The sequence below is a fragment of the Granulicella sp. L46 genome, from assembly GCF_009765785.1.
GTDB lineage: Bacteria > Acidobacteriota > Terriglobia > Terriglobales > Acidobacteriaceae > Granulicella.
The window spans coordinates 589,023-615,186 of the sequence record NZ_LMUT01000009.1; the positions used below are offsets into that span (position 1 = coordinate 589,023).

The 26,164-nt window shown below is 63.3% G+C and carries 17 protein-coding genes; 13 read left to right on the top strand and 4 right to left on the bottom strand.

What is annotated here, in order from left to right:
- Nucleotides 1-275: 275 nt before the first annotated feature.
- A complete protein-coding gene (locus GSQ80_RS09165) occupies nucleotides 276-746 on the bottom strand; it encodes a DUF3592 domain-containing protein (RefSeq protein ID WP_158787318.1) in 471 nt (156 codons plus the stop codon).
- Between the two features lie 265 nt (nucleotides 747-1,011).
- On the opposite strand from GSQ80_RS09165, the gene hslV reads away from it, so the two are divergent.
- From hslV to GSQ80_RS09185, 4 genes are all read left to right on the top strand, one after another.
- Entirely contained in the window at nucleotides 1,012-1,572 is a 561-nt protein-coding gene (gene hslV, locus GSQ80_RS09170; RefSeq protein ID WP_256369883.1) for an ATP-dependent protease subunit HslV, read from the top strand.
- Complete coding sequence (hslU, locus tag GSQ80_RS09175; RefSeq protein WP_158787320.1) at nucleotides 1,573-3,126, top strand: ATP-dependent protease ATPase subunit HslU; 1,554 nt, start codon at nucleotides 1,573-1,575, stop codon at nucleotides 3,124-3,126.
- A 131-nt stretch (nucleotides 3,127-3,257) separates the two neighbouring features.
- Nucleotides 3,258-5,126 carry a hypothetical protein gene (locus tag GSQ80_RS09180; protein WP_158787321.1) on the top strand — a complete coding sequence of 623 codons (1,869 nt, stop codon included), beginning with the start codon at nucleotides 3,258-3,260 and terminating at the stop codon, nucleotides 5,124-5,126.
- Nucleotides 5,123-6,325 carry a glycosyltransferase family 2 protein gene (locus GSQ80_RS09185; protein ID WP_158787322.1) on the top strand — a complete coding sequence of 401 codons (1,203 nt, stop codon included), beginning with the start codon at nucleotides 5,123-5,125 and terminating at the stop codon, nucleotides 6,323-6,325. Before GSQ80_RS09180 ends, GSQ80_RS09185 begins: the two co-directional genes overlap by 4 nt.
- A gap of 62 nt (nucleotides 6,326-6,387) precedes the next feature.
- Here GSQ80_RS09185 and GSQ80_RS09190 read toward each other — a convergent pair whose 3' ends face one another.
- A complete protein-coding gene (locus tag GSQ80_RS09190) occupies nucleotides 6,388-7,386 on the bottom strand; it encodes a transaldolase (protein ID WP_158787323.1) in 999 nt (332 codons plus the stop codon).
- A gap of 185 nt (nucleotides 7,387-7,571) precedes the next feature.
- Between GSQ80_RS09190 and GSQ80_RS09195 the strand changes: the two genes are divergently transcribed.
- Nucleotides 7,572-7,766: a hypothetical protein gene (locus GSQ80_RS09195; RefSeq protein ID WP_158787324.1), complete on the top strand. Its 195-nt coding sequence runs from the start codon at nucleotides 7,572-7,574 to the stop codon at nucleotides 7,764-7,766.
- Here GSQ80_RS09195 and glgA read toward each other — a convergent pair.
- Nucleotides 7,763-9,097: a glycogen synthase gene (gene glgA, locus GSQ80_RS09200; RefSeq protein ID WP_158787325.1), complete on the bottom strand. Its 1,335-nt coding sequence runs from the start codon at nucleotides 9,095-9,097 to the stop codon at nucleotides 7,763-7,765. The genes GSQ80_RS09195 and glgA overlap by 4 nt on opposite strands.
- A 100-nt stretch (nucleotides 9,098-9,197) precedes the next feature.
- On the opposite strand from glgA, the gene GSQ80_RS09205 reads away from it, so the two are divergent.
- From GSQ80_RS09205 to GSQ80_RS09220, 5 genes are all read left to right on the top strand, one after another.
- Nucleotides 9,198-10,985: a DUF885 family protein gene (locus GSQ80_RS09205; RefSeq protein WP_158787326.1), complete on the top strand. Its 1,788-nt coding sequence runs from the start codon at nucleotides 9,198-9,200 to the stop codon at nucleotides 10,983-10,985.
- A gap of 190 nt (nucleotides 10,986-11,175) precedes the next feature.
- A complete protein-coding gene (locus GSQ80_RS09210) occupies nucleotides 11,176-12,600 on the top strand; it encodes a S10 family peptidase (RefSeq protein WP_216850223.1) in 1,425 nt (474 codons plus the stop codon).
- Complete coding sequence (locus GSQ80_RS23010; RefSeq protein WP_216850225.1) at nucleotides 12,597-12,833, top strand: hypothetical protein; 237 nt, start codon at nucleotides 12,597-12,599, stop codon at nucleotides 12,831-12,833. The genes GSQ80_RS09210 and GSQ80_RS23010 overlap by 4 nt, the downstream gene beginning before the upstream one ends.
- Nucleotides 12,834-13,044: 211 nt before the next feature.
- The gene (locus tag GSQ80_RS09215) at nucleotides 13,045-15,279 is read left to right on the top strand and encodes an NHL repeat-containing protein (protein WP_158787327.1); all 2,235 of its coding nucleotides are present in this window, start codon (nucleotides 13,045-13,047) and stop codon (nucleotides 15,277-15,279) included.
- Nucleotides 15,280-15,384: 105 nt separating this feature from the next.
- Nucleotides 15,385-17,559 carry a prolyl oligopeptidase family protein gene (locus tag GSQ80_RS09220; RefSeq protein ID WP_158787328.1) on the top strand — a complete coding sequence of 725 codons (2,175 nt, stop codon included), beginning with the start codon at nucleotides 15,385-15,387 and terminating at the stop codon, nucleotides 17,557-17,559.
- A gap of 63 nt (nucleotides 17,560-17,622) precedes the next feature.
- Here the strand turns inward: GSQ80_RS09220 and GSQ80_RS09225 are convergent, their stop codons facing one another.
- Nucleotides 17,623-18,240 (bottom strand): TetR/AcrR family transcriptional regulator, encoded by a 618-nt coding sequence (locus GSQ80_RS09225; protein ID WP_158787329.1) that lies wholly within the window; start codon nucleotides 18,238-18,240, stop codon nucleotides 17,623-17,625.
- An 82-nt stretch (nucleotides 18,241-18,322) separates the two neighbouring features.
- On the opposite strand from GSQ80_RS09225, the gene GSQ80_RS09230 reads away from it, so the two are divergent.
- The 3 genes from GSQ80_RS09230 (at nucleotide 18,323) to GSQ80_RS09240 (ending at nucleotide 26,156) form a co-directional block, all read left to right on the top strand.
- Nucleotides 18,323-20,113 (top strand): DHA2 family efflux MFS transporter permease subunit, encoded by a 1,791-nt coding sequence (locus GSQ80_RS09230; RefSeq protein WP_158787330.1) that lies wholly within the window; start codon nucleotides 18,323-18,325, stop codon nucleotides 20,111-20,113.
- Between the two features lie 253 nt (nucleotides 20,114-20,366).
- On the top strand, nucleotides 20,367-22,625 hold the full coding sequence (locus tag GSQ80_RS09235) for a hypothetical protein (RefSeq protein WP_158787331.1): 2,259 nt from the start codon (nucleotides 20,367-20,369) through the stop codon (nucleotides 22,623-22,625).
- A 225-nt stretch (nucleotides 22,626-22,850) separates the two neighbouring features.
- A complete protein-coding gene (locus tag GSQ80_RS09240; RefSeq protein ID WP_158787332.1) occupies nucleotides 22,851-26,156 on the top strand; it encodes an NHL repeat-containing protein in 3,306 nt (1,101 codons plus the stop codon).
- The last annotated feature ends 8 nt before the right edge of the window (nucleotides 26,157-26,164 follow it).

A 26,164-nucleotide genomic window follows, 5' to 3' on the forward strand; every position in this document is an offset into this window, starting at 1 on the left:
CCATAACCTCATTCATCCCGGACATTTGGTTCTGGTACGTAGGACGTTTGTCGAACCCGCGTGGGGTACATCAATTGTTGGATTACCAGGCAACCAGGTTGAGGCGCGACCAAATTGAGGGCAACGCACACGGACAGCCACGGCCGAAACCTCCGCATCCTATCAACAGTGAGCCGCCGTGCGTGCCCGCGGGCCCAGCAGTATAAGAGGCACGCGTGGCGGCTCCAACCAGCAGCACCGTCGTCCGCCTGTAAACCAGTCCGCCTGTAAAGTAGTTAGTCGCGGTCCTTTGAGTCAGGGCGCAGCCACAATCCAGTCCAACTCTCAGAAACAATAATGCTGTTCCCCGGATTGCGCGGGTCATACCGCACCTGCACCGGCTGGTCGATGCGGAATCCCACCACCTCGTTCGGCAGCGTCGACACATCCTGCGCGCAGTTATAGACCAACCCGGCCAGGCTGTAGCTGTATACCAGCACCTCCGGCGTCGGAGAAACGCTGTCCTCATTGCCCAGGGTGCGTGCGTCGAGGATCACACCGTCGGTAATGCGGCCGCTAAGGGCAAGCTCTTCGCGGCGGCGGCGCTCAATCTCCTCGGCCGACAGCCGATGCGATCGGATGTACCACCACACTCCGCCCCCGGCGAGCACAATCGCGCCAGCAATGCCGCCAACAATCCGCGGATCCTGCTCACGGATCAGGTGCGCTGCATGCTGGAAGATCGGTTGCTGGAGAAGTGGTTTCAAGGTCGCTTCAAACGTCAGGGTTGCGTTTCGGAGTTGAATCTACGCGTAACAGAAGGATAGCGTAGCCTGCGCGCGTCCGCAGTGTGAAGCTGCACAGAGGGTTCCCTGCATGGTTCGCAGGGCTGCGGCGATATACTGCGGTGTGCCCATGCGAAAGAAAAGTTCGAAAACGGAACCGGTCCTGAGAGCCGGGACAAACCTCGGGGAAAGCCCGGCCTGCCATCCGCTGGACCTAGGCCCCGATGAAAACGGTGTAGCCCGCCGCGTGCGCTCGACTACCGTCATCTGCGTACGCCGCGGCAACAGCATGGTGATGGCCGCCGACGGGCAGGTCACCCTCGGCTCAACCGTCATGAAGCACTCCGCCAAGAAAATCCGGCGGCTCTATAACGACAAGATCCTCGCCGGCTTTGCGGGCTCTACCGCCGACGCCTTTTCGCTCTTCACCCGCTTCGAGTCCAAGCTGGAGCAATACGGCGGCAACCTCGGCCGCTCCGCCGTCGAGCTCGCCAAGGACTGGCGCACCGACAAGCTCCTCCGCCAGCTCCAGGCCTTGCTCATCGTCGCGGACGCGAAACAGATGTTCCTGCTCTCCGGCGATGGCGACGTGATCGAGCCAGACGCGGTCGGCAACACCGAAGAGGGTGGCCTCATCGCCACCATCGGCTCCGGCGGGAGTTTTGCCCTCGCCGCTGCCACGGCACTCATGGAAAACACCCCCATGACCGCCCGCGAAATCGTTGAACGCAGCATGAAAATCGCCGCCGAGATCTGCATCTACTCCAACCAGAGCGTGACCATCGAAGAGCTCAAGGCGGCAGAGTAGATGGCAATCTTCCTTCCCGGCACAGCAGAAGATCAGGCCCTCGGGCTCGACGAAATGACGCCCCGCGAGATCGTCGCCGAGCTCGACAAGTACGTCGTAGGCCAGGCCGCCGCGAAGCGCGCCGTCGCTATCGCCCTTCGCAATCGCACCCGCCGCCAGAAGCTTCCGCCGGATCTCGCAGAAGAGATCATGCCGAAGAACATCCTCATGATCGGCTCCACCGGCGTCGGTAAGACTGAAATTGCAAGAAGGCTCGCCAAGCTCACCAACTCCCCCTTCCTCAAGGTGGAAGCCTCGAAGTTTACCGAGGTCGGCTACGTCGGCCGCGACGTCGAATCCATCGTGCGCGACCTCATGGAAATCGCCATCGACATGGTGCGCGAAGAGAAGCTCGACGACGTGGAAGATCGCGCCGAGCTGCTCGCCGAAGAGCGCCTCATCGAGTTGTTGATCGCCCAGGGCACCGCAAGCTCCGAACCGGCTCCGGTCGCCAGCAGTCAGCCGCCCGAGCCCACCGACGATCCACCCGACGCTCCCAGGGACGAAGCGGCCCCCACCCTCACCATCGTTGCCAAGAGCGACGCCGACGGCATGCGCGAACGCGAGCGCCTGCTGCAACAATTCCGCGAAGGCAAGCTGGACGATCGCATGGTCGAGCTCGAGACCCGCGAGCGGGCGGTGCCCCAAGTTGAAGTCCTCAGCAACTCGCCCGAGGACATGGAGCAGAGCGGCATCAAGGAGATGATCGCCGGCATGTTCGGGCAGCGCACCCGCAAGCGCCCCATGAAGGTCGCCGACGCCTTCGAGTACCTCTCGCAGGAAGAAGAATCTCGCTTGCTCGACATGGACCAGGTCGTGCGCATCGCCGTCGAGCGCGTCGAAGATTCCGGCATCGTCTTCCTCGATGAGATCGACAAGATCGCCGGTCGCGAGGGCGGCCACGGCCCCGATATCAGCCGCGAGGGCGTGCAGCGTGACATCCTCCCCATCGTCGAAGGCACCACCGTCAGCACCAAGTACGGCATGGTCACCACCGACCACATCCTCTTCATCGCTGCGGGCGCGTTTCACGTCTCCAAGCCCAGCGACCTCATTCCCGAACTGCAGGGGCGCTTCCCTATCCGCGTCGAGCTGTTGCCACTCACGGTCGATGACTTCCTGCGCATCCTCACCGAGCCGCGCGCCTCGCTAGTCAAGCAGGCCATCGCGCTGCTCGAGACCGAAGGCCTCAAGCTCGAGTTCGCCACTGAGGCGTTGGAGGAGATGGCGCGCTTCGCCTTCCAGGTCAATGAGACGACCGAAAACATCGGCGCCCGTCGCCTCCACACCATCATGGAAAAGGTCCTCGACGAAATCAGCTTCGAAGCCCCCGACATCGTGAAGGCCGGTTCCGGCGCGATCTCGGACAAAGTTCCCGCGCTGATCGACCGCCTCGTCCCAACCCCCAGCGGCGAGCCTCAGCACGAGCGCGTCCTGATCGTTGACCGCGCCTATGTCGAAAAGCAGGTAGCAAGCATCGTCAAGAATCAAGACCTCAGCCGCTACATCCTCTAGGCCGCGGCGCGATCCTGTAGCGCTCCACGACCCGCACAACTCTGTTCCCGTACGTGGGCGTCGGATATGCTGAAAGAGTCCAACTCCATGCCGCCGAGGCCCATGACCCAACCGACACACAAAGGCACCCTGTGAGATCGCAAACCCTGCGCCGCGCCCTGCTGGCCTATCTTGTGCTGCTCCCGCCCATCGCCTGGCTGGCCATGAAGTTCAGCCCCTACGCGCTGGACGGCGACGGCATGGCCTATATGGATGTGGCCGACCTGATCCGCGCGCACCACTGGGCCGGCGTCATCAACGGATACTGGCATCCGCTCTACCCCGCGCTGCTGGCTATCGCGCAAAGCGTCTTCCACACCACGCGCAGCAACGAGCTGCGCGCCTACTACGTCCTCAACTTCCTCATCTTTTTAGCATCGGTCGTAGCACTGCTCGCGTTTATCTCCGCGCTGGTAAGACTGCGCCGTCACATGACGCCCAACGCCGATCAGAATGCCGGCCGCACTCCGCTGTTGGGCATGGAAGCGCTGCAGCTGCTCGGCGTCGCGCTGCTGGTCATCGCAACCGGCCGCGAGCTCTCCATGGCGACCATCCGACCCGACGCTCTGCTCCAGGCGCTCATGCTCGCGGCCTTTGCCATGCTGCTGCAATCCTTCGCCAGCGAGAGCCTGATCTATGCGCCGGCCATGGGCTTCTTCTTCGGCCTCGCCTACCTCACCAAGTCGTTCGCGTTCCTGATAGCGCTCATAACCATCGCGCTGATGATGCTCTTTCAGGCATGGGTGCAGAAGCGCAAACCGATACGTGTGATCGCCGCCGGCGCGCTGGCGTTTATAGTCTTCGCTGCCATCGCCGGTCCGTACATCGGCGCACTCTCGAAGCAGAAACATCGCTTCGACTTTGGCGACTCCGGCGCCCTGAACTACGCGTGGTATGTCAGCGGCACCGTCAAGATGCACATCGAGCCATCGATGAGCGCCGACTTCGGCTCGGCCAAAGTAAACCTCATCCACCCCGAGCAGCAGCTGCTCGCGCAGCCCGGCATCTACAGCTATCGCGCCGAGCCCTACGGCACCTATCCCGCCTGGTTCGATCCCACGTACTTCCACGAGCGCATCGTACCCGTCTTCAGCGCCAGCCGCCTCATCCATCGCGACGTGCGCAACGTCGTCCTGAGCTTCCGCTACCTGCTCAATCATCCCGAGGCATGGATTCTCCTGATCCTCCTCCTCATCTGCGGCGCGCGCTTCGGATTCACCCACGCGCGCACCAGCCTGCACCACTGGCGACACAGCACCTTCTGGCTGCCATCGATTTTTCTCGGCCTCGCCATGTGGGGCATCTACGGGCTGGTCAATATTGAAGAGCGCTACGTGACACTCGCGTACCTCCTCATCGTGCTTCCCGTCTTCGCGGCGCTCGTACACGTTCCTGAACTCAGTGAGCCCACAGACGACAACCCCTGGCCTCGCCGCACGGCTACTGCGATGATCGCCGTGCTCGCCTTCCTGGCACTTGGCGAAACCCTCCGCGTCGCCCTCGAAAATCGCCGCAACGAGTCAGCAGCCGGCCTGCCCGCCGCCTGGTATCAGCCCAACATCGTAGAAGCGGCCAAGGGCCTCAACGCACTCGGTATCGGCTCCGGCGACCAGATCGCCTGCATGGGCACCATCGCCTGCCTCAACGACCCGTACTGGATGCGCCTCGCCAACGTCCGCGTCCTCACCGAGGTCTACAACCCCGACGCCAAGCATCTACTCGAAGAGTACGAAGGCCTCCCCAACCGCCAGCAGGTTGAGGACGTCCTCAAAGCGCAGGGCGCTAAGGTCGTCGTCGCCGCCTTCGATCCCGGCGAGATGACCGGCCGCACCCCAGCCTCCGCTGGCTGGATTCGCCTCGGCGAATCCGACCTCTACGCACTCCCGCTGAACACTCCCGCACCCGCACCCGCCGCGCCGGCTACGCTGCCGTGGGACATGAGCGGAGCTGCCAAACCATGAGCCTCACCGGAGACCAAATCGTGCCGCAAGCTTTACCCTCGAACGAAGCCGCGCCCATCGAGCTGAGCGTCGTCATGCCCTGCCTTAACGAGGCCGAGACGCTCGCAGTCTGCGTCGACAAAGCTCTCGCAGCGCTCGCCGAAAACCACATCGCGGGCGAAGTCATCGTCGCCGACAACGGCTCAACCGACGGCTCTCAACAAATCGCGATCGACCACGGCGCCCGCGTTGTGCCCGTTCCCCTGCGCGGTTACGGCGCTGCACTCAACGCCGGCATTCGCGCCGCGCGCGGCAAGTACGTCCTCATGGCCGACGCGGACGACAGCTACGAGTTCGCCCACATCCCGCGCTTCCTGGCCGAACTCCGCAACGGGGCTGATCTAGTGATGGGCAATCGCTTTCGCGGAGGCATCGGCCCCAAAGCCATGCCGGTCCTGCATCGCTATCTCGGCAACCCGGTGCTCAGCTTCCTCGGCCGCACGCTCTTCAACGCGCCCATCGGCGACTTCCACTGCGGCATCCGCGCGTTCAGCAAAGACGCGTACGAGCGCCTAGCTCTCCGCACCACCGGCATGGAGTTCGCCAGCGAGATGGTCGTCAAATCTTCGCTGCTCGGCCAGAAGATGACCGAGGTCCCCACCACCCTCAAGAAGGACGGCCGCAGCCGTCCACCGCACCTCAAAACCTGGCGCGACGGTTGGCGCCACCTCCGCTTCTTGCTGATGTATTCGCCGCGCTGGCTATTCCTATACCCCGGCCTCGCGCTGATGATCGTCGGCCTCGCGGTAATGGCGTGGCTGCTGCCGGCGGAACGCCCGCTCGGCCACGTCAACCTCGGCGTCGACACGCTCGCTTACATGGCCGCAGCGGTTCTCCTCGGCTTCCAACTCGTCTTCTTCGGAGTCGCCGCAAAGGTCTTCGCGATCTCCGAAGGCCTGCTCCCCGAAGACGAAAGCTTCCAAAGCTGGTTCCGCTACATCACGCTCGAAACCGGCCTCATCGTCGGCGTGCTCTTGGTGCTGGCCGGCATCGGCATCGCCCTGTCCTCGGTTGTCTCGTGGTCGCACGCAGGTTACGGTCCACTGCCGCCGGTGCAGATGATGCGCCGCACTCTCCCCGCCATGCTCTGCCTCATGCTCGGCACCGAGATATGCTTCGCCAGCTTCTTCCTCAGCCTGTTAGGCCTCAAGCGCAGCTAACCTCTCACCCACGCAAAAAGGCCGCCTCGCGAGAGGCGGCCTTTTCAATTCCTACCTACAACTTACTTGCTGACAGCCTGCGGCTTCGGCAGCTCGCTGAGCCGCTTCTCCAGCAGCTTCTCCAAATCTTCCAGCGCCTTCGAGAAGCCCTCGATACCTTCCTTCAGCTTGTCGTGCGCCATGCGATTCTCGGCATGCATCTTGTCGAAGGTCGCCTTGTCGACGACGATCTTCTCGATGGGATCCTTCGCGGCCGTCGCCGGATCAAGCTTGCGCTCCAGCGTACCCTCCGTCGTCTGCAGCTCCTGGAGTAGCTTCGGCGCGATGGTCAGCAGATCGCAGCCGGCCAGTTCGATGATCTCCCCTGTGCTGCGGAAGCTTGCGCCCATCACAACGGTCTTGTAGCCGAACTTCTTGTAGTAGTGATAGATCTCGGTGACCGACTTCACGCCCGGGTCTTCCGCGGGTGCGTAGTCCTTGCCAGTGTCCTTCTTGTACCAGTCGAGGATACGGCCGACGAACGGCGAAATCAGCGTGACCTTCGCCTCGGCGCTGGCGACGGCCTGGTGCAGACCGAACAGCAGCGTCATGTTGCAGTGGATGCCCTCTTTTTCGAGGACCTCGGCGGCGCGGATGCCCTCCCAGGTGGAGGCGAGCTTGATGAGCACACGTTCGGGTCCGATGCCGGCTTCCTTATATTGCGCAATGATGTCGCGCGCGGTTTCGATGGATTTCTCGGTGTCGTAGCTCAGGCGCGCGTCCACTTCGGTGGAGACGCGTCCCGGAACGATCTCCAGGATCTTGCGGCCAAACGCGACAGCCAGCGTCTTGAACGCAGCTGCGGCGACATCCTTGTCGGAGGCGTTCTCGCCAGCCTTCTCGCGAGCGCCCTGCAGCACATCGTCGACGATGGACTGATACTCCGGCATGCCCGCGGCGGCAGCGATCAGCGAGGGGTTGGTCGTCGCATCCGTCGGCTTGTACTGCTTGATGGCGTTGATGTCGCCGGTGTCGGAGACGACGGTGGTCATAGACTTAAGCTGATCAAGAAGATTCGCCATTTCGGCTCCTATGCGAAATCAATCGCGGGTGCAAGGCTGCACCGGAAAATCACATCACAACTATTATAGAACCCGCAGCATCCATACACTCGTTAGATGCCGATCATCGGGCCGCAGACTCTGAACCGCTTCCACTCGCGCGCGCAACCTGCAAAAGCACGCTGTAAGCCAAGGATAACCAAACCATGCCCGAAGGAAAGCACCCCGACCACCACCACGCCGAGACCGGACCGGTCGAGCCCCACGAACAGCAAGTCCCTTACTGGAAGCGCGCCCACAAGGACTGGAAGTTCTGGGTCGGCGTCGTCCTCATCTTCGCCGCCATCGCCATCTACGTCCTCTCGCTGGATCTATCCACCGTCCCCCATCCCCACACCTAGGCTTTTGCGCGTCCGGCGATCAACCCCTCATACAGCTTGATCGTCTGCGCCGCAATCGCCGTCCACGAGAAGTGCTCCTCCACACGCCTGCGCCCAGCCTCGCCCATGCGCTTCGCCTTCGCCGGATCCTTGAGCAGTTCGGTAAGACGTGCCGCCAAATCCTTCGCAAACTTCGGCGCGTCAACAGGAAACGTCGTCACCGGATCAGCCTCAAACGGCACCAGGTACCCCGTCTCCTCGTCGACGACTACTTCCAGAATCCCACCCGTCGCGCTAGCCACCACCGGCGCTCTGCACGCCATCGCCTCCAGGTTAATAATCCCGAACGGCTCATACACCGACGGGCAGCAGAACACCGCGCAGTGCGAATACAGCTGGATAGCCTCCTCCCGCGTCACCATCTGCTCAATCCAAACAAGATTGTGCCCGGTCCCCGTCGGATCACCCGTAGCAATCGAGTGTCCGCCGTCGGTCGTAAAATTCTCGACCGCGGCCTCCTGGCTACCCGGCGTATAGCGCCGCACCGCCTCCACCTTCGCCCGCATCTCCGCAGCAATCTCAGGAGTATCCGGCGCCCCCGCACACAACACCACCTGCGTACCCGGCGGCAGATACTGAATCGCCTCCACTAAATGCGTCACGCCCTTTTGCCGCGTGATCCTCCCCACAAACAATACATACGGTTTCTTCGGATCGACGCCATACTTCTCCAGCGCTGTCATCTCCGGCGTGTACTGATACTGCCCCAAATCGATGCCGTTATAGATCACATGAATGCGGCTCGCATCCACATCCGGATACGCCTTCACAATGTCCGCCTTCGTGCCGTTCGACACCGCAACAATCGCATCCGCATCCATAATCGCCGTGCGCTCCATCCACGAGCTCAGCACATACCCGGTCCCCAACTGCTCGGCCTTCCACGCCCTTAGCGGCTCCAGCGAATGCGTGGTCAATACAAACGGAATCCCATACAGCTTCTTCGCCCAAAATCCCGCCATCGCCACATACCAAGTGTGGGTATGAATGACGTCGATCTCCTCCAAATGAAGATTCTGTAAAAGATTGAGCGACAGCGCCTCCAGCGCACCCTTGAACTTCGCCTGCGTGCCATGCGAGATCAGCGCCCACGGCTGCTCGAAGTGCACATGCAGATTCGGATTGTGCGGCAACTGCGAGTCTTTCAAGCTGTCAGCATCCGGCGTTTCACCCCACGCATAGACATCCACCTCAATGCTCTTCGCCATCTCGCGCGACAAGTACTCAACGTGCACTCCCGCGCCCCCATAAACATACGGCGGATACTCACGGGTCATCAGGCCAACACGCATAAAAACTCCTTCGCATATTCAGATGCGCATGCAGGGATGAGAATAACCGACCCGCCCTATCCCTTTGGCGTATACCGCCCATCTAGGTAAAAATGGCTGGATGATCAATGCAAGATTCGCGCTGGCAGCCATGCTGCTCGTGGCCCCCAGTGTGTGCGGCGCGCAGCAGCCGACAAAACCAGCCGCGAAATCCTCCAGCGAAGACCTCCGCCTGCGCGCGATCTACAACGCCGAAGACGTCTGGCGCAAATCCCAGCGCGGCGCCGAAGACCCAGACAACCCCCACCGCATTCCCGCCGAGCTCCCCTTCGTTAACGCCGCCAAGCAGCAGGCCGACCTCCAGCACTGGCAGACCGTCCTCCACCAGGTTGACGCTCTCCACGCCGCCCAACTCTCGCCCGACGAGCGCGTCAACTACCAGGTCTTCCGCGCGCAGATCGTCTCCCTCATCAACCAGCAAACCTTCCGCGAGTACGAGCGACCTGTTAACTCCGACTCCACCTTCTGGTCCGACGAAGAAGACATCGGCCGCGAAACCCCGCACACCCTCGAAGACTACGAAAACTACATCTCGCAACTCCACGACATCCCGCGCTACTTTCGCGAAAACATCGCCAACATGCGTGCCGGCCTCGCACGCAACTTCACGCCGCCTCAGGTCACGCTCACCGGCCGCGACCAATCTTTAGTGCCCATAGCCAACGCCAAAACGCCACAGGCCACTGTCTACTACAGGCCCTTCGAGAAGATGCCCGCCACCATCTCGGCGGACGATCAAACCAAACTCCGCGCCCAGGCCGCCGCCGCGATCCAGGCCGATGTCATCCCCGTCTATCGCGAGCTCCTCATCTTCTTCCGCGACGTCTACATCCCGCACGCGCAAACCTCGCTCGCCGCCGAGGACCTCCCCGACGGCAAGGCCTACTACCAGTCCAAGATCCTCGAGTTCACCACCCTCACCCTAACGCCCGACCAGATCCACCAGCTAGGCCTAGCCGAAATGGCGAAGATCCACGCCGAGATGCTGGCAACCATGCAACAAGCCGGATTCAAGGGTGATCTGCCGGCCTTCCTCCGCTTCCTCCGCACCGACCCGCAGTTCTACGCGAAATCCCCAGAAGACCTACTCATGCGCGCAGCCTCGATCAGCAAAGACTTCGACGGAGTCTCCGCGCAATACTTCGGCTATCTGCCGCGCCGCCGCTTCGGCATCAAGCCTGTCCCGCTAGACATCGCGCCCTTCTACACCTCGGGCCGCGGCGGATCCGGCGTCTATCTCGTCAACACGTACGATCTCCCCTCACGCCCGCTCTACTCGCTGCCAGCGCTCACGCTACATGAGTCCGCACCCGGCCACGCCTTCCAGATGCCCATCCAGACCGAAGTCGTCAAAGATCGCCATCTACCGAAGTTCCGCGACGCGTACATCTCTGCCTACGGCGAAGGCTGGGCGCTCTACTGCGAGCGCCTCGGCACCGAGATGGGCATCTACCACACGCCCTACGAGACCTTCGGCATGCTCAGCTACCAGGCCTGGCGCGCCGCCCGCCTCGTCGTCGACACTGGCATCCACTCTCAGGGCTGGACCCGCGAACAGGCCCAGCAATACCTCCGCGACAACACCGCGCTCTCCGACCACGAGATCGAGACCGAGGTCGACCGCTACATCTCCTGGCCCGGACAGGCGCTCAGCTATTACCTCGGCCAAATGGCCATCCAGACCGCACGCCACAAGGCCGAGACTGCACTCGGCCCGAAGTTCAACCTCCGCGCCTTCCACGATGCGATGCTCGAGCTCGGCTCCGTCCCCCTCCCTGTCCTCACCGCCCATATCGACGAATGGATCGCCAACGGAGGCGTCGGTCCCTATCCCGATATGGAGAAATAGCCTGTCAAAGCTGTACATCCCAAATGGATGGTACACACCCGCAAGTCACGTACATCCCGAACGTATAACCAGGCCTTGAGACGCAGCTCCGGCAATGCGTACGCGCCCGCCCGTCTATTCGACCCTCGTCCAGCGGGTATACTTTCCTCCTGACCGCGGTCTCCCATAAACCTTTACCCCTGGAGTTTGCATGACGATCTACCCAAGACGTACGCGCTTTTTTGTCGCAGCCGCAGCCATGACGCTGGTGGCCGGTTCTGCCTTCGCGCAGGACCCGCAAGCCGAGAAGACCACGACCACCACCTCCACCGTCTCCGCTGAGTCCGCCAAGCCGCACCCTCTCACGCCCGACTCCGTCACCGACGGCACCGTCACCGTCGCCGGCAAGCCCATCGCCTACAAGGCGGTCGCCGGCCTCATCCGCGTCGGCGGCACGGATCAGCAGGATGCCACCATCGCGCTCGACGGCACCCTGCTCCCTGACTCCGGCATGGTGCCGCCCAAGCCCGGCGAAGAACCCGCCACGGCCACCATGTTCTACACCGCCTACTTTGCCAAGGGCGAGAACGTCGCCACCCGCCCCATCGTCTTCATCTACAACGGTGGCCCCGGCTCCGCGACCATGTATCTCCGCATGTGTAGCTTCGGCCCGGTGCGCGTCGTGCTTCCGGATCTCGGCCATCCCGCTGGCGGACCCTACAAGATCGTCCCCAATGAAGACTCACTCCTCGATGCCGCCGACCTCGTCTTCGTCGACGCCCCCGGCACCGGCTACAGCCGCGTCATGGGTAAGGACGCCAACAAGGCCTTCTATGGCATCGATCCCGACGCCGCCGCCTTCCAGCGCTTCATCCGCCGCTTCCTCACCAAGTACGATCGCTGGAACTCGCCCCGCTTCCTCTTCGGCGAGAGCTACGGCACTACGCGCGATGCAGTGCTCGCGGCCGCGCTGCAGCGTCACGGCGTCGACCTGAACGGCGTCGTCTTCCTCTCGCAGATTCTCAGCTTCGACAACTCCGCCGACGGCTCCGACGGCAATCCGGGCACGGACAACGGCGCTTTCCTAGCCCTGCCCAGCTTCGCCGCCACAGCCTGGTACCACCACAAGGTGCCCAACCAGCCCGCTGAACTTCTTCCCTGGCTGCATGAGGTCGAGCAGTACTCGCTCGGCGACTACGCCACCGCGCTCCTGCAGGGCACCGATCTCGACGCCACACGGAAAGCCGCCGTCGCCGCCAAGCTCGAAAGCTACACCGGCATTCCTGCGGCCACGTGGATCAAGGCCAACTTGCGTCTCACCGGCGGTCAGTTTGCCCAGGACCTGCTCGGCACCAGTGACGAAACCACCGGCCGTCTCGACTCCCGCTGGCGTGGTCCCAGCATGAATCCCATGAACTCCGAATCCGACTACGATCCCTTCAGCGAGTCCATCGAGTCCGCCATCGTAGCCGCCATGAACACCTACGCGCACAATACCCTGAACTTCGGCAAGGAGTTGACCTACGAGCCCAGCGCCCGCATGGGTGGCTGGAACTGGGACATGACCGTCAAAGGCCAGGGCGGCGGCTGGGCCGGCACCAGTTCCAACGTGAGAGCGAGATTGCCTACACCATGAAGGTCAATCCCCACATGCACATCCTGCTCATGGGCGGCTACTTCGATCTTGGCACTCTCTACTTCGGCGCTACCTACGAGATGAAGCACCTGCCCATGCCTGCATCCCTGCAGAAGAACATCGACTATAAGTTCTTCCAGACTGGCCACATGGTCTATGTGAATCCCGAGGCGCGCGCCGCACTCCACCAGCGCACCGCCGAGTTCATTCGCGCGAACGAAGCTGGTCAGTAACCCTCCGCACGTCTCTCACCAGGCCGGACGATCCAGTCCGGCCTGGCCATTTAATCCGCTGTTTCCCGCCAACCGGTCATTCCCCTCGGCCTAACGTTCCGCCGTTTCCTGCCGATATCTCCCCCAGCGACAAGTTGCTCTCCGTGCCCCGCGCCCCTGTCTTCCGCGATGCGCCTCGCGGATGAGCACGACTTGCGCGCGGGAGTCCTTCATGAACAGTAAAGTCCGGATCTTCATCCGGTGCACCTCTCTTGCTTTGACCCTGGTTTCGCTCACACTTTGCGGCTGCTCTGGCATGGACCAGGCTGCCTTTCCCGCCACGCCTACCGAGGGCTCCGTGGGCTCGCTCCAGGGCAGCGTCTTCGGTGGTCATGCGCCCATCGTCGGCTCGCATGTGTTTCTCCTCGAAGCCACCTGGACCGGCTATGCCGTCAAGGCCAAGTCGCTGCTCTCGTCCACCTCCATCAGCGGCTATCCCGCCACGCAGGACCTCACCTCCGGCAGCGTTACCAACGGCCTCTACTACGTCACGTCCGACTCCAACGGCGCCTTCAACGTCACCGGCGATTACAGCTGCGACGCCGGCTTCCCGGTTTATCTGTACGCCTCGGGAGGCGCCCCCAACGCCAGCACGGTCATCAACATCACAGGCGTCTCCGCTTTCATGACCCCCAGCAACTTCACTTACCTCTACACCTTCACCGCCGCCAACCAGCTTTACCCCGGCCAGAGCGTTCAGTTCTCGAGCTCCAGCCTGGCAGGGAAATGGGCCACCCTGAACGGCACCACCCAGACAGTGCTGGCCACCCCGAGCACCACCAGCTTCCAAATCTCGACGACCGTTGCTCCCGGTTTGGGCGCGAACACACAGACCGGCTCCATAGCAGGAGTCGGCGCCAACAACCCCGCCATCGTCAACTTGGCCATGCTGGGCATCTGCCCCGGCGTCGGCAACTTCACCAAACTAATCAGCTATGTCTACATGAACGAGGTCTCGACCGCGGCCATGGCCTATGCCATCGCAGGCTTCGCCACCGACAGCGTGCATATGGGCACGTCCACCTCCAACGAAATCGGCCTGCAGAACGCCGCCATCAATGCGGCGAATCTTTATAACGTCCAGGGCGGCGCGTTGGAACTCCCAGGCAACAGCGCCGCAGGCGAAGGCCTCATCGCTAACCAGGCCACCGTCGCCGGCAACGGCACCGTCCCCCAGGCGGAGCTCGACACCCTCGGCAACATCCTTGCCGCCTGCGTCGATTCGGCCAACACAGCCAGCTCTGCCTCCACAACCTGCACCACGCTCTTCGCCGATGCGACCAGCACCGGCACCACCAGCGGGGTAAAACCCATCGACACCGCCACGGCGGCCATTAACATGGCCCACAATCCCGGTACCCCCAATGTCATCGCATTGTGGGCGCTGGCCTCCGGCGTTGTGCCCTTCGCTCCGCAGCTTTCCTCCGCGCCCAATGACTTCACCGTCGCGATCACCTACAACAACATCACCGCGCCCGGAAGCATTGCGATCGACTCCAGCGGCAACGCCTTCGTTCCCACCAACTCCAGCCTGGGCTACGTGACCAAGCTCTCTCCCGCTGGCGCCGTACTCGCCACCAGCGCCAGCGGCGGCAGCGGCTTTGACTCCATCGCCGTCGCCCCCAACGGCAACGTCTTCGTTGCTGCCAACGGCTCAAACGCACTCTACGAGTACACCAGCGGCCTGGCTGCCGTCAGTGGCTCGCCCCGGACGTCCGCGCAGATGAACGCCCCCACCGCCGTGGCCGTCGACAGCAGCGGCTATGTCTACGTCACCGACGGCGGCTTCAGCGCCAGCATCATCCAGAAGTTCAACAGCTCCGGATCCTTGAACGCCTCGATCAGCAGCGGCTGTCTCACCCGCGTCACGCAGATTGCAATCGACCCCAGTGACACTCTCTGGGCCTCCATCAACTCCAGCAACGACATCTGCCGTGTCTCCAACCCCTTTGGCACCCAGATGTTCTCCACGGGTAGCCAACCCTCCGCGCCGACCAACGTAGCTATCGACAGCTTCGGCAACGGATGGGCTGCGGCAGGCGCGCAAACCAACCTCTTCATGTACTCGCCCACCGGCAATCAGAACTCCTACGGCGTCATCAACAACGCTTTGCAGGGGGGCCTCTCGTCCCCCACCTGGATCGCCGTCGACGGAGGCAACAACGTCTGGCTCACCAACAACGGCAACTCGTACGCGCTCTCCGTGTTCGCCCACTCCGGCGTGGCCATCACGACCAGCACGGGCTACCAGAGTGGCAATCTCAACACGCCCTCCTGGATCGCCATCGACGCCTCCGGCGATGTCTGGGTGCCCAACCAGGGCGCCAATTCCGTCACCGAGCTCATCGGCGTCGCGACCCCCACCGTCACCCCACTCTCCGCCCTCGAACCCGGCGTTCGCCCCTGACGCCAGGTCCCCGTTTTCACCGAATCGTTGCCCGGCCACCACCTTCGCGCGATACAGTAACTGCATACGTCTGTCTGCGGACGACGTCCCCCCTGGAGGGTGAAGATGGTTAAGCAAGTCTCACAGTCCCCGGCCCTGATGGCCGCTACTCTTTGTCTCGCGCTTCTGTCCGCGACGCCCCGCATCCTCGCTCAGGACGCCGTAGCCTCCACCGAGTCTGGAACCCCCACCGTCACAACGCCCCCTCCCGCCGACAAATATCTCTGGCTCGAAGACACCAACAGCTCCCGCGCCATGGACTGGGTGAAGGCCGAAGACGCGCGCTCCCTCAAGATCCTCGAAGCCAATCCCCGCTACGCCGGCTACTACGCCGATGCGCTCAAGATCGCCGTCGCCCCCGACCGCCTCCCCGAGCCCGACCAGCGCGGCTCCGAGATCTACAACTTCTGGCGCGACGCCGACCACGTGAACGGCATCTATCGCAAGACCTCGCTGTCGGACTACCTCACTGCCAACCCCACCTGGAAGACCGTCATCGACTATGACGCGCTCGGCAAGCAGGACAACGTCAAGTGGGTCTCGCACGGACTCAACTGCCTCTACCCCGGCGACCACCTCTGCCTCGTTACGCTCTCCGCCGGCGGCGAAGACGCCGACACCCAGCGCGAGTTCGACCTCAAGACCGGCCAGTTCGTCACCGGCGGCTTCGCCCTCCCGCACAGCAAGCAGAGCGTGGCCTGGCTCGACAAGGACACCCTGATCGTCGCGCGTGACTGGGGCGCGGGCACCATGACCGCATCCGGTTATCCCTTCGTCGTCAAGCTCTGGAAGCGCGGCACGCCTCTCGACAGCGCGCAGGAAGTCTTCCGCGGCAAGCCAACCGACCTCGGCGCCTCTGGCTACACAATCCACGACAACAAGCAGCACACCCTCACCCTCTTCTCACGCAGTGTCACCATCTTCGAGAGCGAGACCTGGGTGCTCACGCCCGAGGGAACCAAGCAGCTCGCGATCCCCACGAAGGCCAACGTCGCCGGCCTCATCGACGGCCGCGTCCTGCTCAGCATCGACGTAGACTGGACCCCCTCCGGCCAGCTCCAGACCTTCAAACAAGGCTCGCTGCTCGAGGTCAAGGTCGCCGACCTGCTCAAGGATCCCGCGCACCTCAAACCCTCCATCGTCTTCGCGCCCAGCGCCGATGAATTCCTCGAAGGCGCCACCACCACCAAGTCCCGCCTGCTCGTCACCACGCTCAAACATGTGCAGGGCCGCGCGTACATCTACACCCCCACGCTCACGGGCTGGACGCACAAGGAGCTCCCCGTCCCAGCCAACGTCAGCGTCGGCGTAGTCTCCACCAGTGACGCCAGCGACAACTTCTTCCTAGGCATCACCAGCTTCCTCACCCCGTCCTCGCTCTTCCTCGGCGACGCCTCCACCGGCGAACTCACCCTCGAGAAGACCGAGCCAGCCCGCTTCGACGCTAGCAACGATGTCGCCGAGCAGTTCGAAGCGACCTCCAAGGACGGCACCCGCGTCCCCTACTTCATCGTCCATCGCAAGGACATGAGGCTCGACGGCTCGAACGCCACGCTGCTCAACGCCTACGGCGGCTTCCAGATCTCCGAGACGCCCAGCTACTCCGCCAACATCGGCAAGCTATGGATCGAGCACGGCGGCGTCTACGTCCTCGCCAACATTCGCGGAGGTGGCGAGTTCGGTCCCGCCTGGCATGAGGCTGGCCTCAAGACCCATCGCCAGCGCATCTACGACGACTTCGCTGCCGTCGCGCAAGACCTCATCGCGCGCCGCGTCACCTCGCCGCAACATCTCGGCATCATGGGCGGCTCCAACGGCGGCCTGCTCATGGGCGTCGAGATGACCCAGCACCCCGACCTCTGGAACGCCATCGTCATCCAGGTGCCGCTGCTCGACATGCTGCGCTACGAGCAGATCGACGCCGGCGCCAGCTGGATCGGCGAGTACGGCACCGTAGCCAATCCCGACGAGCGTGCCTTCCTCGCGAGCATCTCGCCCTATAACCAGCTCAAGCCCGGCGTAAAGTATCCCGAGCCCTTCATCTTCACCACCACCAAGGACGACCGCGTCGGCCCGCAGCACGCCCGCAAATTCGCCGCCAAGATGGAGGAGTACCACGAGCCCTTCCTCTACGACGAGATCATCGAAGGCGGCCACGCAGCCGGCGCCAACCTAACCGAGCAAGCCCACACCTGGGCCCTCACCTATACCTACCTGGCCAGCAAACTGATGCAGAACTAGCGCGGCGCAACAACGAAGCCGGGTGCCCCATGTCTCGATTCTGAGACATGGGTTTCCACCGCTCTACGCCAGCCCCAACTGCGACAGCGCGAACGCCGTAATCGCCGCGGCATCTTCCTGCGGCGTGCGATCCGTCAGGCTATCCATGCGCCGCTCATTGGCGCCGCGCACCATATCCAGGATCGCCCACGCCACCGTCTCCAGATCCACCGTCCCCGCAATCTCCCCAGCCTCCACGCCCTCATTCAAAATCCCAACAAAGTACGCATGTCCCGCCCGCAACAGCTCATGCGTCTGGCGCTTATGCTGCGGCTCGCGCCCCACCGTCAGCAGCAGCCGATACAAACTGAGCTGTTCGTGCCAGAACTCCATTCGCACGGAGATCGCCACCGCCAGCCGCTCGCGAACCCCTGTCGCCGCCCGCGTTCGTTCCCCCGCTAATGCTTGCAGGCGTTCAATCGCCAGCCGAATCGCGGTCGCGTAAATCTCTTCCTTCGACTCGAAGTAGAGATACACGGTCCCCTTGGCCATCTTCGCCGCGTCTGCCACGTCCCCGACGCACGTGGCTGCAAACCCTTTCTTTCCAAACACCTTGATCGCGGCGGTAAGAATCTCCTCACGCCGCATGTCGGTGAGCACCTGCTTGCGTGTCGGATTGCGGGCCTGCGCGGTTGAGCTCACGAAGTCAAAGTAGCACGTTTTTCGCCCTCCGTCTGAATCCCGGATCGCTCCGTCCGTCTCTAATGACCAAGGAGTCATTTTCATGACTGGCGGGTCAGTCCTAGAACCGGAAGAGCTCGACGCAGCGATCGAGCCCGCCCCAGAGGCCCCCGAACAGGATCTCGAGCAGGCCCTTGAACAGGGCGTTGCCCGCGCCGAATCCTCGCTCGCCCCCAGCGCTCCCGAGTTCGAACCCGGCGAGCCCCTCACGCCTCCCACGACTCTCGCCGCCCCCGCACGCCGCGCCTTCAACCCCTGGATCATCACCCTCGTCGTCACCATGGGCACCTTCATGGAGGTACTCGACACCTCCATCGCCAACGTGGCTCTCCCGCACATCGCCGGCAGCCTGTCTGCCTCGCAAGACGAGAGCACCTGGGTGCTCACCTCCTACCTCGTCGCCAACGCCATCATCCTTCCCATCAGCGGCTGGATCTCTTCCGTCATCGGCCGCAAGAACTTCTACCTCATCTCCGTCGCGATGTTCACAGTCTTCTCCGCGCTCTGCGGGATCGCCCCCACCCTCGGCCTGCTCGTCGTCTTCCGAGTACTTCAAGGCCTCGCCGGCGGCGGCCTCCAGCCCTCCGTCCAGGCCATCCTCGCCGACCTCTTTCCCGGCAACAAGCGTGGCATGGCCATGGCTGTCTACACCGTCGCCATCATGTGCGCGCCCGTACTCGGCCCCACGCTCGGTGGCTGGATCACCGACAACTACTCCTGGCGCTGGATCTTCTACATCAACATCCCGGTCGGCTTCGCCTGCGCGTTCCTGACCCGCATGGTCCTCACCGACCCCGAGCACCTCACGCGCAAGCGCCTTGCTGAAAAAGCCGAACGCCTCCGCACCGGCATGAAGCTCCACATCGACGGCACTGGCCTCTCGCTCATCGCCATCGGCCTCGCCGCGCTCGAAATCGTACTCGACAAGGGCCAGGAGCTCGACTGGCTCGGCTCGACCTTTATCGCCTGGACAGCCGCCATAGCGGTTCTCGCACTAGCCGGCGCCGTCATCTGGGAGCTCCACGTCAAGAACCCCGTCGTCAACCTTCGCCTACTCAAGGAGCGCAACTTCGCCTTCTGCTGCATCATCGTGCTCGGCGTCTACACCGCGCTCTACGCGTCCACCTTCCTCCTCCCGCAATTCATGCAATTGCTCATGGGCTACTCGGCGACAGCAGCCGGCCTTGCCATCTCACCCGCCGGCCTGTTCACCATCATCGAAGTCCCGCTCATCGGCTGGGCTCTCAGCCGCGGCTTCGACGCCCGCCGCATGATCGCCGTAGGCCTCGCGACCATCGCGTTCGGCACCTGGTGGCTCTCCCTCGGCAATCTCGATATGGGCGAGTCCAGCCTCATCTGGCCGCGCGTCGTCCAGGTCCTCGGCATTGGCATGACCACCGTTCCGCTCAGCACCATCATGTTCCGATTCCTCCCCACCGACCAAAGCAGCAACGCCGCCGGCATCTACGCGCTCGTCCGCAACGAAGGCGGCAGCATCGGCATCGCTGTCTCGAGTACCTTCCTCGAGCGCACCGCCCAGACCCACCAGGCCTACATAGGCGCGCACATGTCCGCGTCCAACCCCATGGCCCAGCGAGCCGCCCAGGCCTTCGCCGCCGCCCACGGCACTATCGCCTCCAGCGGTTCCGCCTCCAACAACGCCTACGCCGGCCTCGCCATGTTGTACGGACAGGTCCAGCGCCAGGCCGCCCTGCTCGCCTACATGGACCAGTACCGCATGTTCGCGTACCTACTTGTATTCCTCCTTCCGCTTGTCCTGTTACTGAAGCGCCCCCCAAAAATCACCGGAAAAATCGAATTAGAGGCCCATTAGACCTATTGAATCAGCAAGTTAGTCTTATTACGATACTTACTGTAGACTGGGGTTGATTCCGAACTACCCGACATATACCAGAGTTCCCCGGGGGGCCCCCATCAAACGCCTACAGCCATTCTCCTTGCTGTCCGCTTCCTGCTTTTTTGCCTTCATCACCCTGACAGGATGCTCAGGGTTTAACGCTCTCCCAGACGTTTCCACGACAGGATCAGGGCCTCAAGCCCATCCCGGCGCCTTACAGGGCACGGTCATGGGAGGCCACGCGCCCATCATTGGCGCCGAGGTCTACGTCTTCCAGGCTGGCCAGACCGGCTATGCCTCTGCTCCCACCAATGAGATGGCCAGCGGCCAGCAGGGAACCGATCCCACCCTCGGCAAGTACGTTCTCACCACCGCCCCCAGCGGCGCCTTCCTCATCACCGGCGACTACACCTGCACTGCGGGCCATCCTGTCTACGTCGCGGCCGTCGGCGGCACTCCCAGCCCCACTGCGTCCCTGGTCAACATCACCAGCGCGGCCGGCGCCACCACTGGCGGCGTATTTCGCATCACGTTCTCGACCACGACTCCGCCCGCCGTGGGCAGCACGGTCAGCTTTGCCACCGGAGCCTTCACGGCGGCTGCGTATACCTTCCTGAATGGAACGACGCAAACGGTGTCGGCGAACACAGCCACATCCTTCAGCATCGTCAGCACAACCCACGTAACCGGCTCCGCTACCGGGGTCGCACTTACCGGCGGCCTGCCCAATCCCGCTATCGTAAACATCGCCGTGCTCGGCGACTGCCCCACATCCGGCAACTTCTCCACGGCCGTCAACGGTGCTCTCACCTTCGTCGACATCGACGAAGTCTCCACCACCGCCGCAGCCTACGCCCTCAACGCCTTCGGCAGCGGCTTCCACGCCATCGGAGCTCCCGCCACCAACCTCGCCGGCATCGAGCGTGCCGCCGCCAACGCCGGCCAGCTTTTCAACGTCAACCTCAATAACGTCGCCGGCGCCGGCATCGCCCTCGCCACCACCAACTATGTCGGCGGCGCCAACGGGATCGTTCCGCAAACCACCCTCAACACCCTTGGCAACATCCTCGCCGCCTGCGTCGACTCCGCCAACACCGCCACCACCAAGTCCGACGAGTGCACCACCCTCTTCGCTACCGCCACCAACACCGGCGACACCACCGGCACCAAGCCCACCGACATCTCCTCGGCGGCCTTCAACATCGCCGCATTCCCGGCCGGTACCGGCTCGCAGCATGGCACCTTCACCGACACGCTCTACGCCCTCCAAGGAGCATCCGCCACGCCCTTCCAGCCGGATCTCTCGGCCGCACCCAATGACTTCGGAGTCGCCATTACCTACGACAACTCCCTCAACACCCACGTTGGCAGCGCCGAAAGCGTCGCCGTCGACGGCAACGGTCAGATCTGGACCACCGCGCAGACCGACACCAGCATCACCCTCTGGTCTGCCCTCGGCACCGTCGTCAACTCCAACAGTGATGGCTACATCTACGGCTATGTCTCGGTCGATCCCTCCAACAACGCCTGGACCGGCAGCGCGGCCGCCAGTACCGGCATTGAGAAATTCAACAACGCAGGTGCCAAGACCAACACCTTCGGCAATGGCCTCCAGTCTGCCTACACCGTCATCACCAACCAGTCCGCCAACAACGCCACCAGCATCGATGCCTACTTCTTCGCCGGAGCAACTGCGCAGGACGGCTACTGGTTTACCCCCAATGGAGACACGGGCAACGGTCTTCTCAACGGCGCCGGCCCCGCGGGTCCCTTCAACGTCGCCGGCAACTTCATCGCGCACGGCGCTATCGACAGCACCGGAGACCTTTACCTGACCAGCGAATCCGACCAGCAGATAACGCGCGTCAACCCCAGCACCGGCGGCTTCCTGGGCCTTGGAAACGGCTTCGCGGTCGTTAGAAACTTCCCCATCACTACCCCTACCGTTACCGGCGCCACCTTCCAGCCGCAGCCCGAGTTTCCCGCCATCGACTCGGCCGACAACGCCTGGATCCCCCTCCAGACCATCTACTCTCCGATTGGCAGCCCAACGCCAGAACCCGGCCTGTATAAGGTCTCGACCACAGGCGCAGCCACCACTTACTTCTCCGGCACCGGCACCAGCACCGGCACCAAAATCTTCACCGGCGCCAACTTCTACCAGGCCTTCGGCGCCGCAGTGGATGGCAACGGAAACATCTGGGTCACCAACCGTTTCAACGGAAGCCTCGGCGGAAGCGCCGCAGCTCCCGGCGCCAACACCATCATCGAACTCACCAGGGCAGGCGTTGCCGTCTCCCCCTCCACCAACTACACCTACGGCGGCATCCTCAACGATCCACTCAACCTCGCCATCGATCCCTCCGGCAACATCTGGGTCACCAACTACGGCGGCAGCAAGGTCGTCGAGATCATCGGAGCCGCGGCCCCCGTCGTTACGCCGCTCTCCACATCGGCCAACAACGGAACGCTAGGCCAACTGCCCTAACTCTGGCTGCGCCGGAGTTGCGTTCTTAGTTGTCAGTTCTCAGGAAAGGCAAAGTACTCCTCACTGAGAACTGAGAACTGAGAACTGAGAACTGAGAACTGAGAACTGAGAACTAAGAACTAAAAACTAAAAACGGGCACCGGCGTTTCATCTTCGATTCACGCTCCACAAATCCGCACATAGCGTAAACTGGCCTCCAGATTCATCACTCAGTCGAGGCCAACCTTGCGTACGCTCCCCGGGAAGCAACCCAGCACACTCCGCCGTGTCTTAAGCAAGGCTCTGTCCTTTTCCACCGCGCTCGCCCTCGCGATCCCTGCGCTCACTGGCTGCGGCGGAAATAGCACCCCCGCAGTATCCACGATCACCATCACGGGGCCGGCCAGCGATACCATCGATCCCGGCAATTCGGCCAGCTTCACGGCCACAGTCACCGGAGGTCCAGCCGCAGCGGGCGTCTCCTGGAGCCTTACCGGCTGCTCAGTAAGTGCTTGCGGCACACTCTCGAACTCCACCACGACGGGCGTCACCTTCACTGCGCCGGCCACGGTCACAACCGCCTTCACTGTAACCCTCACGGCGGCCTCGACGGCCCAGTCCACCATCACTCAGACCGTCAAGCTCAGCGTCCCGATCAACCCCGCCATCACCACGCCAGCCGGCGCCTTGCCCGGAGCCACCTTCGGCGCGGCCTACACCGCCAGCCTGGCCGCAACCGGCGGCATCACGCCCTACACCTGGTCGATCTCCCAGGGCGCTCTCCCCACCGGCCTCGCGATCTCAAGCACTACCGGCGCCATCAGCGGCAGCTCCAGCTCAGCCGGCACCGCCAGCTTCACGGTCACCCTCACCGACTCCGGCAGCCCCGCCCTCACCACCTCGGCGGCCTACACCATCACCACCCTCTACTCGCCGCTCAGCATCACCACCACCTCCCTGCCCAACGGAACCGCAGGCACACCCTACACCGCGAACCTCGCGGTCACTGGAGGAAGCGGCAGCGGTTATACCTTCGCCGTCACCGCCGGCACAGGCCTGAGCGCGGTCGGTCTCACGCTGTCACCCAGCGGTGCCATCACCGGCACGCCCACCACCGGCCAGACTGCCGGCGTCGTTGCGGTCATGGTCACCGACAGTGCAGGGAATACAGCCAAACAAGTCCTCACCCTGACCATCGCCTATCCCACGCTGACGATTACCTCGCTGAGCCTCTCCAGCGGCGTTGCTGGAAATCCCTACACGTCTACGCTAACGGCCACCGGCGGTAGCGGCACCGGCTACACCTGGGCCGTCACCTCGGGAGCCACCAGCCTCTCGGCCGTGGGCCTGAGCCTCTCCAGCGGCGGCGTCATCTCTGGAGCCACGCCAGTCACCGGAACCGCCACCTTTACCGTTCAGGTCACCGACTCGGCCACCAACACCGCGACCGCGAACCTGACCGTCACCATTACGCCAAGCCTCACGGTAACCACCGCCACCCTCCCTCCTGGCGTCGAAGGCACGGCCTATAACGCGACCCTGACCGCCACCGGCGGCAGCAACACCGGCTACACCTGGAGCGTAATCTCGGGCACTGGCCTGAGCGCCGTTGGCCTCACACTGTCTCCAGCGGGCGTCATCACCGGCACGCCCACCGCAGGCGAGACCGCCGTCCCATTCACGGCGCAAGTCACCGACTCAGACAACAACAAGGCCACCGCGACGCTAACACTCACGGTCACGGCAGTAGCCTTCCAGGGCCAGGTCCTGAGCGGCACCGCTCCAGTCAACGGAGCCACGATCCAGCTCTACGCCGCAGGTGCCACCGGCAACATGTCCGCAGCCATCCCGATGCTCACGCAGGCCGTCCTAACCAACACCCTGGGCATGTTCCAGCTCACCGGCAGCTACACCTGCGGTCAGAGCAGCACAGGCACAACCATTCCCGCCACCGCCCAGCTCTATCTCGTCGCCACCGGAGGTACCACCTCAACGACCTCGAGCACCAGCAACCCTGCCCTCAGCATGGTCACGGCAGTAGGCCCGTGCATCAACCTAACCGCCACCTCCTTCGACACCCTTAACGAGGTCACCACAGCCGCCGTGGCCTGGTCGCTCGCTCCCTTCGCCAGCAACGCCACCACCATCGGCGCAAGCTCAACCAACACCCTCGGCATCACTAACGCCTTCCTCGACGCGGCCCTCTTAGCCAACCCCTCCACCGGCGCCCCGGCAACCCTTCCCACCGGCCTCACGGTAGAAGCCGCCAAGCTAGCCGCCCTCGCCGACGCGCTCAACAGCTGCACCACCGGCACCGGCACAGCCTGCTCAGCCCTCTTCACCGCAGCCACGCCGCCCTCTGGCACCGCCCCCACCGACACCTTCACCGCAGCGCTCAACATCGCGCACCACCCCGGCCAGAATGTAGCCGCGATCTTCGCGACCATCCCCACCACCCCACCCTTCCCCACCACCCTGGCCACCAGCCCGAACGACTGGACGATGTCGCTCACGGTCACTGGCGGCGGCCTCAACATGCCCACCGCGCTCGGCATCGACAGCCAGAACAACATCTGGGTCGCGAATCTGAATGGCCCACTCTCTGCCTTCAACCCTCAGGGAACCCCACTCATTTCCACCGGCTTCACCAACGGCGGCATCTCCGAGGTCTACGGTCTAGCCGTCGACCCCTCCAACAACATCTGGGTGACCCATGCCGGTGACACTTCGAGTGATCACGGCGCTATCGGCCATTTTGTCGGAGTCAATAATCCCTCCCCCATCGGCACCTACAGCGCCTACTTCGACAACTCCATCCAGTTCCCCTACGCCATCGCGGCAGACACCAACGGCAACATGTACATCGCCAACAGCGGCTCCTCCTCCGCCACCGTCTTGAATAGCAGCGGTGGGCTCGTCGCCGCCGGCCTCGGCTCCTCCCTGAACCTCGTAGCCTTCCCCCTGGCCATTGCCATCGACTCCACCCATGGCTTCTGGCTCTCCGGCGAAACCAACGTCGTCCACTACGCCGGCCCCAACGCTACAACCCCCGGCGCCGCGCTCGCCAACGTCACTTGCTGCGGTGAGTCCTACGGCATGGCCACCGACGCCTCCGGAAACCTCTGGGTCGCCGACTTCCTGGGGCCCGGCATCAACGGTGGCGGCGCTGTCGCCGAGATCGTCACCGACAACTCCGGTAACTCCACTGCTCCCATCAGCGGCCTCAAAACCGGTGGCATCAACTACCCCATCTCCGTCGCCGTCGACGCCGCCCAGAATGTCTGGTTCTCCAACAACATCGGCAACTCCATCACCGAGCTCGCCGGCTCCTCCAGCACCCTCCCTGCCGGAACTGCACTCTCTCCCTCCACCGGCGTCTATGGCTTCGGCGGCTTTGGCCTCGATGCTTCGCTCGCCGACCCCTTCACCCTTCTCCCCGATCGCTCAGGCAACCTCTGGGTCTCCAACGAAGGTCTCAACGCCATCACCATGTTCTTCGGTCTGGCCGCACCCACGGCCACCCCACTCCAGCCCACCCCCACCGCACCATGATCTCCCCG

Excerpts from the sequence above, each read along its gene's own strand:
- hslU (WP_158787320.1), top strand. The coding sequence starts at position 1,573 with ATGGCAATCTTCCTTCCCGGCACAGCAGAAGATCAGGCCCTCGGGCTC.
- GSQ80_RS09190 (WP_158787323.1), bottom strand. The coding sequence starts at position 7,386 with ATGGCGAATCTTCTTGATCAGCTTAAGTCTATGACCACCGTCGTCTCC.
- GSQ80_RS23010 (WP_216850225.1), top strand. The coding sequence starts at position 12,597 with ATGAAGGTCAATCCCCACATGCACATCCTGCTCATGGGCGGCTACTTC.
- glgA (WP_158787325.1), bottom strand. The coding sequence starts at position 9,097 with ATGCGTGTTGGCCTGATGACCCGTGAGTATCCGCCGTATGTTTATGGG.
- GSQ80_RS09195 (WP_158787324.1), top strand. The coding sequence starts at position 7,572 with ATGCCCGAAGGAAAGCACCCCGACCACCACCACGCCGAGACCGGACCG.
- GSQ80_RS09220 (WP_158787328.1), top strand. The coding sequence starts at position 15,385 with ATGGTTAAGCAAGTCTCACAGTCCCCGGCCCTGATGGCCGCTACTCTT.
- GSQ80_RS09210 (WP_216850223.1), top strand. The coding sequence starts at position 11,176 with ATGACGATCTACCCAAGACGTACGCGCTTTTTTGTCGCAGCCGCAGCC.
- GSQ80_RS09205 (WP_158787326.1), top strand. The coding sequence starts at position 9,198 with ATGATCAATGCAAGATTCGCGCTGGCAGCCATGCTGCTCGTGGCCCCC.
- GSQ80_RS09185 (WP_158787322.1), top strand. The coding sequence starts at position 5,123 with ATGAGCCTCACCGGAGACCAAATCGTGCCGCAAGCTTTACCCTCGAAC.
- GSQ80_RS09235 (WP_158787331.1), top strand. The coding sequence starts at position 20,367 with ATGGGAGGCCACGCGCCCATCATTGGCGCCGAGGTCTACGTCTTCCAG.
- GSQ80_RS09230 (WP_158787330.1), top strand. The coding sequence starts at position 18,323 with ATGACTGGCGGGTCAGTCCTAGAACCGGAAGAGCTCGACGCAGCGATC.
- GSQ80_RS09215 (WP_158787327.1), top strand. The coding sequence starts at position 13,045 with ATGAACAGTAAAGTCCGGATCTTCATCCGGTGCACCTCTCTTGCTTTG.